The 18,958-nt window shown below is 42.8% G+C and carries 13 protein-coding genes; 8 read left to right on the forward strand and 5 right to left on the reverse strand.

Annotated features, from left to right (window positions below):
* Positions 1 to 3: 3 nt before the first annotated feature.
* The 5 genes from BTV98_RS11590 to carA all read right to left on the reverse strand — a co-directional run bounded on the left by BTV98_RS11590 (position 4) and on the right by carA (position 8,188).
* On the reverse strand, positions 4 to 1,272 hold the full coding sequence (locus BTV98_RS11590) for a putative DNA modification/repair radical SAM protein (RefSeq protein WP_075103649.1): 1,269 nt from the start codon (positions 1,270 to 1,272) through the stop codon (positions 4 to 6).
* A gap of 268 nt (positions 1,273 to 1,540) precedes the next feature.
* Positions 1,541 to 2,479, reverse strand: coding sequence for a hypothetical protein (locus tag BTV98_RS11595; RefSeq protein WP_075103650.1), 939 nt, complete (start codon positions 2,477 to 2,479; stop codon positions 1,541 to 1,543).
* Positions 2,480 to 2,794: 315 nt separating this feature from the next.
* Positions 2,795 to 3,271, reverse strand: coding sequence for a transcription elongation factor GreA (greA, locus tag BTV98_RS11600; protein ID WP_058369707.1), 477 nt, complete (start codon positions 3,269 to 3,271; stop codon positions 2,795 to 2,797).
* Positions 3,272 to 3,516: 245 nt separating this feature from the next.
* Positions 3,517 to 6,780 carry a carbamoyl-phosphate synthase large subunit gene (gene carB / locus BTV98_RS11605; RefSeq protein WP_058369708.1) on the reverse strand — a complete coding sequence of 1,088 codons (3,264 nt, stop codon included), beginning with the start codon at positions 6,778 to 6,780 and terminating at the stop codon, positions 3,517 to 3,519.
* Positions 6,781 to 6,946: 166 nt separating this feature from the next.
* On the reverse strand, positions 6,947 to 8,188 hold the full coding sequence (gene carA / locus BTV98_RS11610) for a glutamine-hydrolyzing carbamoyl-phosphate synthase small subunit (protein WP_058369709.1): 1,242 nt from the start codon (positions 8,186 to 8,188) through the stop codon (positions 6,947 to 6,949).
* A 497-nt stretch (positions 8,189 to 8,685) separates the two neighbouring features.
* Between carA and BTV98_RS11615 the strand changes: the two genes are divergently transcribed.
* The 8 genes from BTV98_RS11615 (at position 8,686) to BTV98_RS11650 (ending at position 18,590) form a co-directional block, all read left to right on the forward strand.
* Positions 8,686 to 9,222: a gamma carbonic anhydrase family protein gene (locus tag BTV98_RS11615; protein WP_058369710.1), complete on the forward strand. Its 537-nt coding sequence runs from the start codon at positions 8,686 to 8,688 to the stop codon at positions 9,220 to 9,222.
* A gap of 108 nt (positions 9,223 to 9,330) precedes the next feature.
* Complete coding sequence (locus BTV98_RS11620; protein ID WP_058369711.1) at positions 9,331 to 10,038, forward strand: HAD family phosphatase; 708 nt, start codon at positions 9,331 to 9,333, stop codon at positions 10,036 to 10,038.
* Between the two features lie 264 nt (positions 10,039 to 10,302).
* A protein-coding gene (prfB, locus tag BTV98_RS11625) for a peptide chain release factor 2 (protein ID WP_143505748.1) occupies positions 10,303 to 11,398 on the forward strand; the annotation gives its coding sequence in 2 pieces (ribosomal slippage) (positions 10,303 to 10,374 and positions 10,376 to 11,398; 1,095 coding nt in all).
* Positions 11,399 to 11,581: 183 nt separating this feature from the next.
* A complete protein-coding gene (locus tag BTV98_RS11630) occupies positions 11,582 to 11,866 on the forward strand; it encodes a pyrimidine/purine nucleoside phosphorylase (RefSeq protein WP_058369713.1) in 285 nt (94 codons plus the stop codon).
* 179 nt (positions 11,867 to 12,045) lie between these two features.
* Positions 12,046 to 13,164, forward strand: a complete 1,119-nt coding sequence (locus BTV98_RS11635; RefSeq protein WP_058369714.1) for a DNA topoisomerase IB — start codon at positions 12,046 to 12,048, stop codon at positions 13,162 to 13,164.
* Between the two features lie 218 nt (positions 13,165 to 13,382).
* Positions 13,383 to 15,086 (forward strand): AMP-binding protein, encoded by a 1,704-nt coding sequence (locus tag BTV98_RS11640; RefSeq protein WP_075103651.1) that lies wholly within the window; start codon positions 13,383 to 13,385, stop codon positions 15,084 to 15,086.
* A 107-nt stretch (positions 15,087 to 15,193) separates the two neighbouring features.
* The gene (locus tag BTV98_RS11645) at positions 15,194 to 15,985 is read left to right on the forward strand and encodes an SDR family NAD(P)-dependent oxidoreductase (protein ID WP_075103652.1); all 792 of its coding nucleotides are present in this window, start codon (positions 15,194 to 15,196) and stop codon (positions 15,983 to 15,985) included.
* Positions 15,986 to 16,616: 631 nt separating this feature from the next.
* Positions 16,617 to 18,590, forward strand: a complete 1,974-nt coding sequence (locus tag BTV98_RS11650) for an acyltransferase family protein (RefSeq protein ID WP_075103653.1) — start codon at positions 16,617 to 16,619, stop codon at positions 18,588 to 18,590.
* Positions 18,591 to 18,958 lie beyond the last annotated feature (368 nt).

Below are 18,958 nucleotides of genomic sequence, written 5' to 3' on the forward strand. Positions count from 1 at the left end.
TTTTTAAAACAGTGCTAATTGCCCACTGCGCTGATCCTTAAATTTAGTCTGCGTTTGCGCCAGTACATATTGACGAAAGTTGTCACGAGTCAGATGTGCAAGATGCTCGTTTTTGCCAGTGGTTGCGATGAAATATTTGGCACGATTGACCGCGGCGCCCATTTTTTTGAGATGATAAAGGGTCAACTGATTAAACTTACGCGCTTTCACTATTTTTTTGGCCGTTTTGGTGCCAATACCTGGGATGCGTACAATCATCTCATAAGTCGCTGTTTGAATATTGACGGGGAAGTGCTCGCGATGACGAATGGCCCAAGCCAGCTTTGGATCACAGTCCAAGTCCAAAAAGGGCGACTCTGGCTCCACAATTTCGTGTGCACCAAAGCCATAAAAACGTATTAGCCAATCGGCTTGATACAGACGGTTTTCACGTACCATTGGTACTGGCGTGCCAATCGCTGGCAAGCGGTTGTCAGAAAGCATCGGCACGTAACCTGAGTAGTAAACGCGCTTGAGATCATAAGTCTGATAAAAATGGCTCGATAGCTGAATTACTTGCAAGTCGGTCTCATTGCTAGCACCGACTATCATTTGGCTGGTCTGGCCAGCTGGGGTAAATTTGGGTGCTTTTTTATGGGTTTTACGGCTCTCACGAATCGTGACGATTTCTTCTTTTACCGTCTGCATTGGCGCTTTTAGCTCGTCGTGCGACTTCTCTGGTGCGAGCAAAGCTAGACCTGACTTGGTAGGAATCTCGATATTGACGCTGAGACGATCTGCATACAACCCAGCTTCTAACAATAGCTCTTTTGAAGCGCCAGGGATGGTTTTTAGATGAATATAACCGTTAAAGCGCTCACGAGTACGCAGGATTTTGGCAACTTCGACCAGTCGTTCCATCGTATAGTCGCCACTTTTAAAGATACCAGAGCTGAGGAACAACCCTTCGATATAGTTACGGCGATAAAACTGCATGGTCAGATCAACCACTTCCTCAACCGTAAATGCTGCGCGCGGTGTGTCATTGCTTTTGCGTGAGGTGCAGTACGCGCAGTCATAGATACAGTGATTGGTTAATAGGATTTTGAGCAAGCTGACACAGCGACCATCTTCGGTATAGCTGTGACAAATTCCTGTCGCTGAAGCGTCGCCGAGACCACCGCCTTGGTTTTTGCGAGTACCAGCGGAGGAGGAGCAAGAAACATCATACTTAGCAGCATCCGCTAAGATGTTGAGCTTGCCTTGTAGTCGTTCATAATTGATGGTTGCCATAAGTTATAGTGCCCATTCATTAGTAGAGTACTATTTTATCAAAATTAACGCTAAGTCATTGGATTTATAGAAGAATTGGGGATATAAAACGACAGATAGTGTCGTGATATGAAACCAAAATTTTACTGGTAGGGAGTGCTTAAATGACTGTGTGAGAAATCGACGAAAAGCTGTGACCAACTAAAAAAAGTCTTGCCGACTAAATATTTAGCCCACAAGACCTTTTATAAAATTTGATGGTTTTTGAGTTTTAAATTCCGCTTTGTTCTTATTGAACCTTGGCGCGTATAATTATAGTTTGCGGTGTATTCGCGTCAAGATCGACTAAATTCCATTTAAGTCCAGAGTAGTTTTCTTTCACTACTACAGTATTACCCACTTGCTGAATGGTTTGATAGCTGTCGCCGCCAGTAGTTGCAAGCGTCGGTAGTGGGCTGTTTAGTGATACCAGCTGCACATTATTCGGCAACGACACCATGGCATTGATATCATCAACGGGCTGCGCGTTGATATTGTTATAAACGGTGTGGTATTCGATGACATCGCCCGGCGAGACATGATTGGCTGGTACTGCAATCTCACGTCCGTCACTGTTTTTTAAAATTTTCATAATTTTGGTTTTGGCATCAACGATGCCAGGTGTAGTAAACGTTGGGGTTAACTGTAAATTATCTAAAGTCGTCGTTAACAATTGATTGCTAGCAGGTTGACCAATAACAATCTGATCATTAGCTGACTGAGTGATGGTTGTCTGAGCGATAACAGGTATCTCATTATTATGAGTGATGGGCAATACTTGTGCTATCGTATTTACAGGAGTCGTCAGGACACCTGCTTGAGTCACTTGTTTGGTCACTGGTATGGTATTCACTGGCACAGTAGTGATGGTCGTCGTACTTTGACGCTTATTGCCAGAATTGATGGTCCCTTGCTGAATAGTATAACGTGGTATCGTAGAGATATTAGTGGTCGAAAATGGTATGCCATCTTGCATAGTAATACCATGCGGTGTCGCAGTAATAGTAGCTATTTTACCATCGGTATAATGTTCAACTACGGTAGTAGTGCCATTGTCAGGATGGCTAATAGCCACCTCGGGTGCAGCGTTCGCAGTAGAAGTAGCGAGCAAAAAGCTAACAAGAGCAATGCTGATATATATCGGTTTGGTGTTATTACATCTGTTTGTGGCGACAAGGCTAGCTATCATAACGTGAGTCCTTTCAATGAATAATAAGTCAAACTAATATAAGTGACAAATATAAGTGACAAAGATGTAAAAACCCTTGTAAGCTGACGATAGGGAGTATGTCAGCTCACAAGGGCAAGGGAAAAACAACAACCGACAATATAACTGCCTAGCTGTTGATTTTTACAAGTCCTACTAAAATAAGTCTTAACAATTATGCACTCAAAAAGCTCTAATAATAAAGAACAATTGTGTAATTGATAAACGTTAAGCAGTTATCAAAGATTATTATAACCAGTAACTAAAAACCAGTATCTGACGTTACTAGCATTAGCACTAGTTATAAATAACTTCCATCACTTCATATTCAACCACACCTTTTGGTGTTTCGATGCGTGCCTCATCGCCTTCAAACTTACCGATCAAGCCACGAGCAATCGGTGAGTTGACAGAGATTTTACCTGCTTTAAAATCAGCTTCGTCATCGCCGACGATCTTATAACGTTTCTCTTCTTCAGTGTCCATATTTTCGATGACAACAGTTACACCAAACACCACACGACCTTCTTGTTTTAAGGTAGTAGGATCAATGACTTGTGCCCCGCCAAGCTTGGCTTCGATATCGCGAATACGTGCTTCACAAAATCCTTGCTGCTCTCGTGCAGCATGGTATTCAGCGTTTTCCTTCAAGTCGCCGTGCTCGCGAGCTTCAGCGATAGAAGCAGTAATACGGGGACGGTCGACACTTTTGAGCTGTTTTAATTCGGCTTCTAAAGCAGCATGTCCTTGTGGAGTCATAGGGTAACGTTGCATGTTTTTTTCCTTAAACCAATAACATCACACCACCTCATAATGAGATGGTGTCGGTGTTATCGCAATGAGTGTGAAATATAAAAAAGGTGATGTTTGTGCTGTTTAATCTTAAAAATTTAATGATCTAACAATTGATTTAGCATCTTACAGTAAGCTTACGTGATAAAAAGCATAGTCGCAGTTAAGCTACTATGCTTTTTAAAAGTTATGCTATTAAGGTTACGAATATAGTTAATCTACTGAATTTATTCAGTCGCGTCAACCACCTTTGCTTGCTCATGCAGGTCTTGTAACTTATACACATCAAATGGCAAGTCAATGGCATAAGATTTACAGACGGCATCTGCTGCACCTAAGGTAGTGACATAAAATACTTTACCTTGTAGCGCACTACGGCGAATAGAGAATGAATCTTCCTGCGCCTGCTTGCCTTCGGTGGTATTAATAATAAGGTCAATTTTGCCGTTTTTCAAGGCATCAACAATGTGTGGACGGCCTTCGGTGACTTTATTGATTTGCTTACATTCAATACCAGCGTCGCTCAGTATTTTTTGCGTACCAGTGGTCGCAACAATGTTAAAGCCAAAATCAGCCAACTGGCGAGCGATAGGGGTGACTTGTTCTTTATCGCTATCACGTACCGAGATAAATACCGTCTTGGTTTCGCCTTCGGTTGGTAGGCCTGGCAAGCGCTCGTTACTACCGATAATAGCCTTATAGAACGCTTCACCAAAGGTTTTGCCCACACCCATAACCTCACCCGTTGATTTCATTTCAGGACTCAAGATTGGGTCGACACCAGGAAATTTGGCAAATGGGAATACGGCTTCTTTTACTGCGTAGAATGCAGGGACAATCTCTTTAGTAAAGCCTTGATCCTTAAGTGAAGTGCCAGCCATACAGCGCGCTGCCACTTGCGCCAATGACGTACCGATACACTTAGAGACAAACGGCACGGTACGAGCGGCACGTGGGTTGACCTCAAGGATATAAACGGTGTCGCCTTTTACTGCAAACTGTACGTTCATCAGACCGACTACGCCAAGCTCTTTTGCCATTGCCACCGTTTGCGCGCGCATGACATCACATAGCTCATTAGAAAGCGAGTAAGGTGGCAATGAACAAGCCGAGTCACCAGAGTGCACACCAGCCTGCTCGATATGCTGCATGATACCGCCAATCACGACGTCATTACCATCACAAACGCAGTCCACATCGACTTCGATGGCATCATCTAAGAAGCGATCTAACAGGACTGGCGCTTCATTTGATGCTTGTACGGCAGTGCGCAAGTAGTGTCTTAGCTCGTCTTCGTTATAAACGATTTCCATCGCGCGGCCACCTAGGACATATGACGGACGTACAACCAGTGGGTAACCCACGTCTTTTGCTTTAACCAAGCCATCTTCTAAACTGGTTGCTAGGGCATTTGATGGCTGGACTAGGTTAAGCTGTTGAATCATATGCTGGAAGCGCTCACGGTCTTCAGCGCGGTCAATGGCATCAGGACTGGTACCGATGATTTTTACGCCAGCAGATTCTAATGCGCGCGCAAGCTTCAATGGGGTTTGACCGCCGAATTGTACAATCACGCCGTCTGGATTTTCGATACGGACGATCTCAAGTACATCTTCTAGTGTGATGGGCTCAAAATAAAGGCGGTCTGAGGTATCATAATCGGTTGAAACCGTTTCTGGGTTACAGTTGACCATGATGGTTTCAAAGCCATCTTCGCGCATGGCAAGGGCAGCATGTACACAGCAATAGTCAAATTCGATACCTTGGCCGATACGGTTAGGACCGCCGCCGATCACCATGATTTTTTTCTTATCAGTTGGGTTGGCTTCGCATTCGCTATCATAAGTTGAATACATGTAAGCAGTGCTAGTGGCAAATTCAGCCGCACAAGTATCGACACGCTTATAAACAGGATAAACGCCTAAATCCCAACGTTTTTTACGTAGCTGTTTTTGCGACAAGCCGAGAAGTTTTGCCAAACGCAGGTCTGATAGGCCTTTGCGCTTAAAGCTGCGCATGTTTTGTTCAGTTAAGCCGCCAAAGCCTAAAGTTTTAACTTGAGCTTCGGTCTTGACGATATCTTCGATTTGTACCAAAAACCATGGATCAATTTTGGTGTAATTAAAGACGTCATCGACACTCATACCCACGCGAAATGCATCGGCAATATAATAAATACGTTCAGGCGTTGGGACGGTTAGACGGTTGATGATTTCGCTACGTGCTTTTTCAATACTTACTTTTGCCAGATCGATTTGCTCATCAAAACCGTCAGTGCCTGTCTCCATGCCGCGCAGGGCTTTTTGCATCGATTCTTGAAAGTTACGGCCAATAGCCATCACTTCACCGACCGATTTCATTTGCGTCGATAGAATGTTGTCCGCTTGTGGAAATTTTTCGAAGTTGAATCTCGGTATCTTGGTGACGACATAATCAAGCGCTGGCTCAAAGCTGGCTGGCGTTTTGCCACCTGTGATGTCATTTTGCAACTCATCTAGCGTATAACCAATGGCTAACTTTGCAGCAATTTTGGCTATCGGGAAGCCAGTAGCTTTTGATGCCAGTGCCGATGAGCGTGATACACGTGGATTCATTTCGATGACGACCATACGGCCAGTATTTGGATTGATACCGAACTGCACGTTTGAGCCACCAGTTTCCACACCGATTTCACGCAATACCGCGAGCGAGGCATTACGCATGATTTGGTATTCTTTATCGGTCAAAGTTTGTGCTGGTGCAACGGTGATAGAGTCGCCAGTATGGACGCCCATTGGGTCAAAGTTCTCGATGGCACAAATGATGATGCAGTTGTCGTTTTTGTCACGAACCACTTCCATCTCATATTCTTTCCAACCGATTAACGATTCATCGATAAGCAATTGATGGTTGGGTGATAAATCAAAACCACGCTCACAGATTTCGATAAACTCATCGCGGTTATAGGCGATACCGCCGCCTGAGCCGCCCATGGTAAATGACGGGCGAATGATACACGGATAGCCCATTTTTTCTTGGGTCGCAAAGGCTTCTTCCATGGTTTCAGCAGTCTCAGCGCGCGGACATTCAAGGCCAATACGCTTCATGGCTTGGTCAAATAGTTCGCGGTCTTCTGCCATTTCAATCGAGTCTTTGGTCGCGCCAATCAGCTCACAATTGTATTTGGTCAATACGCCGTGTTTGTCTAATTCTAGGGCGCAGTTTAGCGCCGTCTGTCCGCCCATCGTTGGCAAAATAGCGTCAGGGCGCTCTTTGGCAATGATTTGCTCGACCGTCTGCCAAGTAATCGGCTCGATATAGGTTGCATCAGCCATCACAGGGTCAGTCATGATGGTGGCAGGGTTTGAGTTGACCAAGATGACGCGGTAGCCTTCTTCTTTTAGTGCTTTACACGCCTGTGCGCCTGAGTAGTCAAACTCACATGCTTGGCCGATGACGATAGGGCCTGCGCCAATGATAAGAATGCTTTTTATGTCGGTACGTTTTGGCATAGTTAGGGCTACCTTCGTTTAAATGATATTTTAGTGAATCTATACTTTTATAGGGCTTATCATGTTTTGTATGATAACGCTTAAACCGCTATTAGTGTTTCAAGCGTTATATTTATTGTTCGACAGTTGACCATCTACTTATGGTTAATGACTGGTTGTCAAGACTTTAAGCTTTAGCCGTCTTAGCAGCTGCCATCATATCTGCAAATTTATCAAATAGTGGCGCAGCATCATGCGGGCCGGGGCTGGCTTCTGGGTGACCTTGAAAGCTAAAGACAGACTTATTGGTCAGCTCAATCCCTTGGTTAGTGCCATCAAATAGTGAGCGATGCGTTGATTTAACGTTGTCAGGCAGCGTGTCTTCATCAATCGCAAAACCATGGTTTTGGCTGGTAATCATAACCGTCCCAGCTGCTAGGTCCTGCACCGGATGGTTGGCACCGTGATGTCCAGTTTTCATCTTAATAGTGCTTGCACCGCTGGCAAGACCGATCAGCTGATGGCCTAAGCAGATACCAAAGGTTGGAATATCTGTCTCTTCAATGATGTAACGTACCGCGTCGATAGCGTAGTCACAAGCCGCAGGATCGCCAGGACCATTAGATAAGAATATACCGTCTGGATTCATCGCTAGCACGTCTTTGATCGGCGTTTGTGCTGGCACGACCGTCACATGACAGCCGCGGTCGACCAGCATACGTAGAATGTTGGTTTTACTACCGAAGTCGTAGGCGACAACATTATATGTTGTGTCGACATGTTTACCTAACTGCTTAAAGAAGCCGCCTGTACCGCTATCATGGCTACCGGGTACATCACGGTTGAGTAGAGTATCTGACAAATCCCAGCTGCCCGCTGTCCACTCAAACGTCGTTGGCGTACAGCATTCTTTTGCCAAGTCCATGCCTTCAATACCAGCAAATTCTTGTGCCAGTTTAATAGCTTGTTGTTCGTCGTCAGTGCTAATCGTTGCGCCGTTAGAGGCAGTCATGATACAACCGTTTTGCGCGCCTTTATCACGTAATAGGCGAGTCAACTGGCGCGTATCAATGTCAGCGATGGCGACGGTATCATGGCTCTGTAGATAATCACTTAATGATTGGGAGTTGCGGAAGTTGGATGTTGCCATGGTAGCGTCACGGATGATCAGGCCATCCGCCCATACTTGATGACCATTACCAGACTCGATATCTTCAGCGTTGGTACCAGTATTGCCAATATGTGGGTAGGTGAGGGTGACCAGCTGACGGGCGTAGCTTGGGTCGGTTAAGATTTCTTGATACCCTGTCATGGCTGTATTAAAGACCACCTCACCGACACGATGACCGAGACTACCGATACTAACACCGCGAAAAATCGTACCGTCTGCTAGTGCCAAAATTGCTTGTATTTCTGCCGATGAATTCAAGGGTTGCCTCCGCTATTATTTGTGAGTGCCATAATAATATGTTGGTTCAAATATTGGCTCATAGTCGCTTTTTATACTGTTATAACTGCCGTCAAAACCAGAATAAAAAAGGGCTAAAGTCAAAAATTTTCCACAAAAAAGCGAGAAGACATTATTGATGAAAACTACAAAACTCACTAGGTAGTGAATAGGTAACTTGCATCATGTCCGCTCGCTTAGGCACAGATTTTGCGCATTATATACAATATATGCCAATATAGCTAGCCGATTAGCAAGGTTAATAATCACTTGTTAAATGATAGTTGCAACTGATCACTCTAAAAACTAAGAATAGCCTAAGCTTTAAGACATCTAACTGACTACTTGAAGTTAATATAACTATAAGACTCCTATCAAAACGGCTGGATTTTACGACATAGCTTTGCCACAATGGACGGCACTTAATTATATCTACTAAACAATAAAGTCAACACGTACAACTAAAACAAGGATTCGTTATGATTTATCAGTATTTAGACAAAACCCCTGAGTTTGCTGTTCCATTCAACGGTTGGGTTGCAGATTCAGCACGCGTTATCGGTGACGTTTACTTAGGTCATCAAGCCAGTATTTGGTTTGGGGCGGTCATTCGCGGTGATAACGAGCGCATTCATATTGGTGATTATAGTAATGTGCAGGAGAATAGCGTTATCCATACCGATGAAGGTATTGAAGTCAAAATTGGCAATTATGTTACTATCGGTCATTTAGCCATGCTACATGGCTGCGAAGTGGATGATAATAGTCTGATTGGCATCGGCGCCGTTATTTTAAATAATGCCAAAATTGGCAAAAATTGCATTATCGGTGCAAAGGCTTTGGTCACTGAGGGCAAACAGATTCCAGATAATTCATTAGTTATGGGCGCACCAGCAAAAGTGGTCAAAACTTTGACTGATGAGCAAGCGGCTATGATAAAAGAGTCTGCTATGCATTATGCAGCACGTTGTCAAAAGTTTAAAACTGGTCTAAAAGAGATTGAGCAGCCAGAATAATCGCACGTCATAACCCAACGTATCCATTTTATTTGGTATTTGCTATATCAACCAATTTAACGATATCAAAACGTCCTAACCAACATCTACTTTCATGAGTTCTTTAATATGAGTACCAAAACTGACGACACCGTTCCTGTCGCGCGCACTTTAGCGTTGTTCGACTTAGACCACACTTTGCTCGACGTCGATAGCGACTATTTATGGGGCGAATATATCGTCAAACACGACCTTGTCGATGAAGCTGAATATCGCACTGCCAATCAAAAATTTTATCAAGACTATATTGAAGGTACGCTTGATGCGACAGAGTATAATGAATTTGTCGCGCAGTTTTTAAGTAGCTTGCCAATGGATAGACTGCACGAATTGCGAGAAGATTATATTAAAAGTGAAATCGAGCCTCATATCCGTCCAAAAGCGATGGAAGTACTGTGTCAGCACATTGAGCAAGGTCACGATGTTGTAATTATTTCTGCGACCAATGATTTTGTGGTGTCTGCCATTGCTGAGCGGTTTGGCATTACGGATGCCAATGTGCTTGCCACACCGCTCGAAATCAAAGACGAACGCTATACTGGCAAATTGACTGATAAGCCAAACTTCCAAGCGGGCAAGATTTATCATCTTGATAAATGGCTTGATAAGCAGCAAATAGCAGGGGTTAAGTTTGAGAAAACTTACGCGTATTCAGATTCTAAAAATGATATCCCGCTGCTAGAATGGGCGAACGTCGCAGTGTGCGTGTCTCCTGATGACGCGCTGCATGCGCATGCGCTGGCCCATCGCTGGGCAGTAGAAGATTGGTCAATTTAGGCTGCTTAAAACTTCTTAATATAAACGCTGTTTAATACAAAGGCAGTAATAATTAGCCAGACATGGTATCCCAATCTCGTTTAATATAGCGCCATATTAGTGAGATATAATCAATCCACTATAAAATAAATACAGTGTTACTGGGATAAATTTTGCGCAGCCTCTGTCAGCGTAGACACAGCAAGCAAGTAAAGTTTATACCAGTGACACGACGTTATAATGTTTATACTCTTTTTATTTAAGATTAACGAAACAGGAAAACCTATGGAAATCAATCCGTATCAAGAAAAAATCAAAGATTTATCTGAGCGTGGGCAGGACTTGCGGAGGTATCTTTGACTTCGATGGTAAGCAAGAACGCTTAGAAGAAGTCAATTTAGAACTAGAAAACCCTGAGCTATGGAATGATCCAGAGCGTGCAACCAAGATTAATAAAGAAAAAAGCCAGCTTGATGGCGTCATCGATGTTGTGGTCTCACTTGAGACTACCTTAGAAGATGCATCTGCCATGCTGGAACTGGCGGTAGAAGCAGAAGACGAATCATTGCTTGCTGATGTACAAGCCGAGCTCGACGATGCGGAGAAGCGCGTTGCTGACTTAGAGTTCCGTCGCATGTTTAGTGGTGAGATGGATCCAAACAACTGCTACTTGGATATCCAATCGGGCAGCGGCGGCACCGAAGCGCAAGATTGGGCCGAGATGCTACTGCGTATGTACACGCGCTGGGCAGAGGCGCATGGCTTTAAAGTTGACGTCATTGAGGTGTCTTCTGGTAGCGTCGCTGGTATCAAGTCAGCTACGATTGAGATTAAAGGTGACTATGCGTTTGGCTGGTTACGTACCGAAATTGGCGTGCATCGCTTAGTCCGTAAGTCACCATTTGATAGCAATAACGGTCGTCATACCTCATTTGCGGCCGTTTTTGTCTCGCCTGAAATTGATGATAATGTCGAGATTGATATCAACCCAGCAGACTTGCGTATCGATACTTATCGCTCATCGGGCGCGGGCGGTCAGCACGTCAACACCACGGACTCTGCGGTGCGTATTACCCATGAGCCAAGTGGAGTAGTAGTCACTTGTCAGAATGAGCGTAGCCAGCACGGTAACAAAGCCACTGCGATGAAAATGCTACGTGCTAAGCTTTATGAGCTTGAGATGCAAAAACGTATGGAAAGCCAGCAAGCGGTCGAAGATAACAAATCCGACGTCGGGTGGGGCAGTCAAATCCGCTCTTATGTACTCGATGACTCACGCATTAAGGACTTACGTACGGGTGTTGAGACCTTTAACACCGGCGCGGTGCTAGATGGTGACCTCGATCAATTTATCGAAGCGAGCCTAAAAGCTGGACTGTAGAAGTGTTTTGAAGAATAAATTTCTACTCTTTATTCTTCAATATTTTTAAAGCCACAGCCTACAGCAGTCCATAAAGTTGATATATGGGTATAGTGAGTTCAGTATAAAGACGATACAGTGGGACTGGGATAAATTTTATTTAGAATCGACTATAACAATACAAAAATTACTTAAGGAAAAGTTATGCCAAGCGTTAATAATTATTTTGATGATAAAGTGACTTCTATTGCTTTTCAGACGGCGACCAAGCCAGCTACTGTCGGTGTCATGAGCATTGGTGAGTACGAATTTGGAACTAGCGAATTTGAAACCATGACAGTCGTTAGTGGGGCATTGACGGTTAAGTTGCCAGAAAGTAATGAGTGGCAAACCTTTAATGCAGGCGAGCAGTTTACTATTGAAGCCAATAAGAAATTTAATGTCAAAGTTGAAGTAGAAACGGCTTATTTATGTGTTTATGGTAAATAGTGGTTTTTTAGATACGCATCAGAAAAATGAACGCCAAGTATTAAATGCTTGGCGTTTTTTGTGAGTGCCTAATAAGCTATTTTTTACACAGCATTACACTTTATCCGTGGCAAGTAAACAGCAAAAATAACGTCAGTTAATTATGCTAAACCAACCACTTTTAAGAGGCGTACTGTTTTATGGTAAAGGCAAACCAGCAAGCGATTATAGAAGATACGCGTCATGATTATGAGCGTTTAGCACAGCGCGCCAATCTGCGTTATGTCAGCGACGATGAACCAGGGTTTACACGTAGACGTTGGGGGCGCGGGTTTACCTATCGTGATGCGACTGGCAAGACTGTGAAAGACAAGGCGTTGCGTAAGCGGTTCAATGATTTAGTGATACCACCAATGTGGTCAGAGGTTTGGATATGCCAAGATGACAAAGGCCATTTGCAGTCAACGGGACGCGATGACAAAGCACGTAAGCAGTACCTCTATCATCCATCATGGAACCATATCCGCGATCAGGCTAAGTTTGATGCCATGGTAGGTTTTGCTAAAGCACTACCAAACTTACGCGCGCAGGTCGAAAAAGATTTGGAAGCTGAGTCATTATCTCGGGAGAATGTATTGGCTGCAGTTGTTAAACTACTTGAGACTACTTTGATTCGTATTGGTAACAGCCGCTATGCTAAGCTTAATAAAAGCTATGGTCTCAGTACTTTACGCAGTAAGCACGTGAGCGAAACAGACAACGGACTGGCGTTTGACTTTGTCGGTAAAAGCGCCAAAGAGCATCATATTGAATTGCAGGACGAGCGTTTAATTGACATTGTGCAGACATGTAGTGAGTTGCCCGGTTATCAGATTTTTAAATATTTGGATGACAATGGCGATAAGCAAGTGGTCGATAGTGCCGATATCAATGACTATTTGCGCACGCACACTTGCGGCAACGATTGTGAAAGCAAGATGTATAGCGCAAAGGACTTTCGTACATGGATGGCAAGCGTGCTAGCGGCAAGCTACCTCTATGATGAGCTGCAAACGTCAGTAGGTCAGGAGATACTGGCAAGTGCGCCCGAGAGCGACGAGCGCCAACAGCTCATTACGGATATGGTCAAAAATGTAGCAGATGAGCTGGGTAATACACCTGCCGTATGCCGAGCCTCTTACATTCATCCCATTATTATTGAGAAGTTCTTAGCAGGGGAGTTTTTTGCGCCTTACAAACAAGCACGTCGTGGACGCACCAATGACCATCAACGCTGTGAAGAAAAAGCGTTGCTTGGTTTTTTAAGCGCATTAGAATAAAGGTATGTCTATGAGATGATTTGCATTTAAACGTAAAAATGATACGTTATGTATTGAAATAAATATATAAATGCGTTACTAATAGATTGACTTAAATATTAGTATGCCATACGGTTTATAGGATGTAACCGCTCTGCTTTTAAACCCAAACTATTAAAACCAACATCGACCAGTCTTTGTCAGTTGTTCGATATTTTCTACTGCTAAAGGATTAGCTCATGACTATCTCATCTTCAAATACCAATTCATCTCGAAACGTCGATTCAAAGGCTTTAACAAGCTATAGTGACTATTATAATAATTTTAATATGGATGCTTTGTTAACAGAAATCTTTGGCGAGCATCTGAACGATAGACTTAATGCTTATATGGCCTGCTGCGGTCGTCATGTGCGTGACGGCCGCGGCGATAATCTAGCCTTAGTGCATGAAGATACCGCTGGTAATGTAACGCGTATGACTTTTGCAGAGCTTGATAAAGCAAGTGCGCAAGTGGCCAATTTATTAAAATCCTACGGCGTACAAGTTGGCGACCAAGTGGCGACCATGCTACCGCGTACCCCTGAGTTATTAGTCATTGTGTTGGCAACTTGGCGATTAGGTGCGATATACCAGCCTTTATTTACCGCTTTTGGCTATGATTCAATCAAGTACCGCATGGACAAAGCTAACACTAAAGTAGTTTACACTAATCAAGAAAATCGTAGCAAGTTCGAAGATCTGGCCGAGCAAACCAAAATGGTCTTAATTGGTAGGGCAGACGATAGCAAGGCTTGGGGAGACGACAATTATAACGAGATGATAGCAACACAGTCGCAAGATATAGAACCAGTCTTGTTAGATACGGATGCGTCATTTTTGCAGATGTTTACCTCAGGTACCGTTGGCAAGTCAAAAGGTGTTAGTGTTCCATTAGCCGCGTTGCCAGCTTTTTATTTGTATATGCGCTATGCCATTGATCTGCGCGAGAGTGATAACTACTGGAATATGGCAGATCCAGGCTGGGCGTATGGTTTGTACTATGCAATTACCGGACCTCTATTATTAGGTATCACGACTCATTTTAATGAAGCGGGTTTTGATGCGACCAATACGCGCGACTTTATAGTACGTCATAACATTACCAATTTAGCCTCTTCACCAACGGCATTTCGCATGATGAAATCCAGCGGTGTCTTTGAGGAAATTACTAAAAACAACCCTTCAAAATTATCATTACGCTGTGCCAATTCAGCAGGCGAAACTTTAAATACTGAAGTAGTAAGCTGGATTGAAAATCATCTAGGCTGCAAAGTCTGTGATCAATATGGGCAGACAGAGACTGGAATGACCTGCTGTGAGCACCATGCCTTAGACCATGAATGCCCAGTCGGCTCAATGGGTATGGCTCTGCCAGGACATACTCTTGTCGTATTAGATGATGACATGCAAGTATTGCCAGATGGCGAGCAAGGTCAGCTAGCAGTTGTAGTCAGTCAATCGCCAGCGTTTTATTTCCGTGGTTATAGCTGGAATGAAAAACAGGCTTTCTTTGAAGACTATTATCTGACAGGAGATGTGGTCGAGCGTCATAGCGATGGCAGCTATTGGTTCTCAGGGCGTGATGATGACATCATTACGACGGCAGGTTATCGCGTTGGTCCAACTGATGTCGAAAACACTGTATTAGAACATGAGGCTGTTGCTGAGTCGGCCGCCGTCGGTGTCCCTGATGAGGTGCGCGGACATAATATTAAGTCTTATGTGGTGCTAAAAGACGGCATCGAAGGCAGTGACGAGATTGCCCAGCAAATTAAAGACTTGGTACGTAAGCGCTTATCAACCCACGCTTATCCGCGAGAAATTGAATTTGTCGCAGCATTACCAAAGACGCCAAGCGGTAAGATTCAGCGCTTTTTATTACGAAGTTTGACTGCTGAATAAGCTGCTAAATGAACAGACTTAGTTGTCAAAATTTTTAATAATATTAACTAAAAGCTTTCTAATATTTTAACTAAAAATACAAAATCTCAAATAAATAAGGAATAATCATGCAAATTCAACAACACAGCTTTTTGGTGACTGGTGGTGCATCAGGATTGGGTGAGGCAGTCGTTCGTGCCATCGTTAGTAAAGGCGGCAAAGCTGTCATCGCTGATTTGAATGAGTCGGCGGGACAAGCACTGGTCGATGAACTGGGTGACAATGTACGGTTTGTACGCTGTGATATCACCAGTGGCGAAGAGGTACAGGCGGCTGTTGATAAGGCTGAAAAAGAATTTGGCGGTCTGCAAGGATCTATCAACTGTGCAGGTATTGCGGTCGTACAAAAGCTGCTCGATCGCGAAAACAATCCAGCGGAGCTTGATGCCTTTAGTCGCGGGGTTAATATTAACCTCGTTGGCTCTTTTAATGTGGCGCGTTTGGTCGCGGCTTCCATTGCTAAGCGCATAGCAAATAATAGTGATACAGAAAGCGCTGCAGAGAAGAACGCTGATAATGGGGTTATTGTTAATACTGCTTCTATTGCTGCTTTTGATGGGCAAGTAGGCCAAGCAAGTTATGCGTCGTCTAAAGCAGGCGTGGTCGGTCTGACTTTGCCACTCGCACGTGAGCTGGCACGTCATGGTATTCGCGTCATGACTGTCGCGCCTGGAGTATTTGCGACGCCTATGATGGATACCATCCCTGAAAAAGCGCGTGAGCAGTTAGAAGCGGGCGTCCCTTATCCTAAACGTTTGGGCGCTCCTGATGAGTTTGCCAAACTGGTCATGCATATCATCGACAACGCCTACTTAAATGGGGAAGTCATCCGTTTAGATGGTGCTATTCGTATGGTTTAATTCGTACTAGTTGACGGTAAGAGACAGATAACTCTTTGATATAAAATCTTTATTTATAAAAACCCCATAAATCTTAGCATAGCGCTTTACTATTTATAATAGATTCGTGATTGGTCGATGTAGTAATATGTCTCCCCAATAAACAGCGATCATGAGTAAGGCGTATGTCATTTCTCTATACTTTCTTCGATATAAATCGGCAAAAATTTGTTACGTTTGTAAATTAGCTTGGCTGTTATAGTTGGTATTAATATAAATATAGCAGCTTATATAAATAGCACCGACTACGAAGACAGCACTGTTTCATCATTCTAAAGCTCTTCTTATAATGCAGCCGTAAATAAAATCCTTATGAATCAATGTTTTGTTTGAAATTCTGTGCATACCTTGTGGTTACTGACTTTTATTAATAATTACTATCTATAATTTGTTAATTTAAGACGTCAACAAATCAGCCTTCTATATACTTCTTCAACGATCAAAACAGCGATAAAGGTTATTATCATGTTATTACAGAACCGTATATCAACGTTATAATACCGTATATCTAGACTCTTTTATGTTACCTCTTCCTTTTTAATATTTCTGTGCTATTGTTTATAATCGCTTATATGAATATAGGGAGGAATCCGTGTTTGAAAAGTACACCCACCATGAGTATCGAAACGACATCCAAGGACTGAGGGCCGTAGGTGCAATCATTATTATGGTGTTCCATATTTGGTTCAATAAGGTGTCAGGCGGGGTTGATGTATTTTTCGTCGTTTCCGGATTCTTGATGGCTTCAATTGTATTGAAAGGTTATTTTTTAAATGGCACGGCCAGCCCATTTCCTTTTTGGGGCGGCGTCATAAAAAGAGTCGCGCCCTCAGCGTATATTGTACTTGCAGCGACACTCGTTGCCAGCTACTTTATCTCATCTCCAGTTCTTATATATACGGTACTACACGAGATCATCGCCAGTGCCTTGCACCTTGAAAACATACAGTTAATTAGGCTTTCTGTCGATTATCTATCTACTGGTAGACCGCCAAGCCCAGTTCAGCAGTTTTGGGCATTGTCTATTCAAATGCAATTTTATGTGGTTTTTCCACTGATTCTTATTCCTCTTGCCTATCTTGCGAAGAAAAGACAAACATCAGCGCCTCTTTTTTTGGGGATAATTATTATTATATTGGCGTCCTTTGCCTACGCTACTATGCTGGTCAAAGACGATCCAGCGATGAGTTATTTCAATCCACTGTCTAGAATTTGGGAGTTTTTCTTCGGTTCACTCTCCTTTCTTTTAATCTCCAATGCCAAAAAAATAAAATATAGACAAATTTTAGGCATTTTGGGTATTGCTCTGATTATTGGCGGTGCAATCTTCATACCCAGAGGCGCAAGTTTTTCAGGCCCTGTATCCTTAATTCCTGTACTTGGTGCAGTTTTTATTATTATGTCAGGTGTCGGTGGTAAAGGCGTCGTAAACAACTTACTGTCAAATAAATTCCTAGTATTTTTAGGGGGGATATCCTTCACTATCTATCTATGGCATTGGCCCATCTTGATATTTTATAAAGAATACTTCGGTTATGAATCTATCAGTCTCTTACAGGGGCTAATGATAATGATCGTATCTACGATTTTGGCTTACTTTACCAGCAAAAAAATAGAATCTCCTTTTAGAAGGATACCAAGAGAAAAAGTATTGGTGAATTTTTCAATCGGAATTCTATTTTTCTTGCCTGTGATGGTAGCGGCTTTCGCCTTTAGACACGAAGTCGTCTCTACTACTGAAAATGCTAAGATAGAATTGGAACAAAAATCTATTGAACCATTTACGGGTGATAAAATTTACTTAGAAGATGAAAGCTTCAAACCAGATCGCGAACGTCTGCTTACGATAAAGCAAAGAGTCCCTGCTGCCTATGCTGCGGGTTGTAATCAATCTATGGATGGCGAGGAGGTGACTACTTGCGACTTTGGAGATTTGACGTCTGATCGTGAGATAGTACTGGCAGGAGGGTCTCATGCAGTGCAATGGATCACTGCACTAGACACCATCGGTAAAGATAATAACTTCAAAGTTATCAATATGACAAAGGCGGGTTGCCCGTTAGGAGTAGTAGAAGATTCTAACGAGTCTTGCCATAAATGGAATGAAGAAGCGGTTGAGAAAATTATAGAGATAGCACCTTATGCTGTTATCACCAACTCTACTAGAACGGTGGTAGACCAAAAGGAGTTTATCCCTCAATCTTATATTGATACTTGGAAAGTAATCTCTGATAACGAAATAGATGTGATTGGTATAAGAGACAATCCTCGCTTTAGTTTTGATGTACCAGACTGCTTACATAGAAGTAGGAATGTAGCAGATACAGATGCCTGTGTCATAGATCGGACAGACGCTTTATTGCCGACTGATCCTACTATAGAGTATCAAGACATTATTACAGGTATTGATATGTCAGATATGTTCTGTACCGCTGAAAAATGTCCAACTACTTTTTCTGGAAAAATAATGTATCGCGATGCAGAACACATCAGTATAGAGTATGCACATTTTATAAAAGATAAATTTGAAGATAAACTAAAAGAAGCGTTATCTACGGTTAGTTAAGAACATTTAAAACTTTTAAATTAGTACAAAAAGAGCTTGGAGCGTTGGTTTAGCCAACGCTTTGGGCTTTTTTCGTTTTAATAGATTCTAAAACAGTAGATGTTACAATTTTTCCTTTTTTTATAACGTTTTGATTTTGAAGTATTCTCTTGAAATACCTACCAAACACACCAAATAATATCTGTAATCAATACCAATACTGTGAGTAAGGTTTAAACAATAAATAGTATTTTTGCACTGTTACCAACAAGTCATTAACCAGTATTGACACTATATATTTTTAGTTGAAATGCAAGATATTATCCCGCATATATATAGCAGACAAACAGAGGGCGTATATTATAGGCCTGTTATAAAAACTGTTAAAA

Source organism: Psychrobacter sp. Cmf 22.2 (genome assembly GCF_001921745.1).
GTDB lineage: Bacteria > Pseudomonadota > Gammaproteobacteria > Pseudomonadales > Moraxellaceae > Psychrobacter.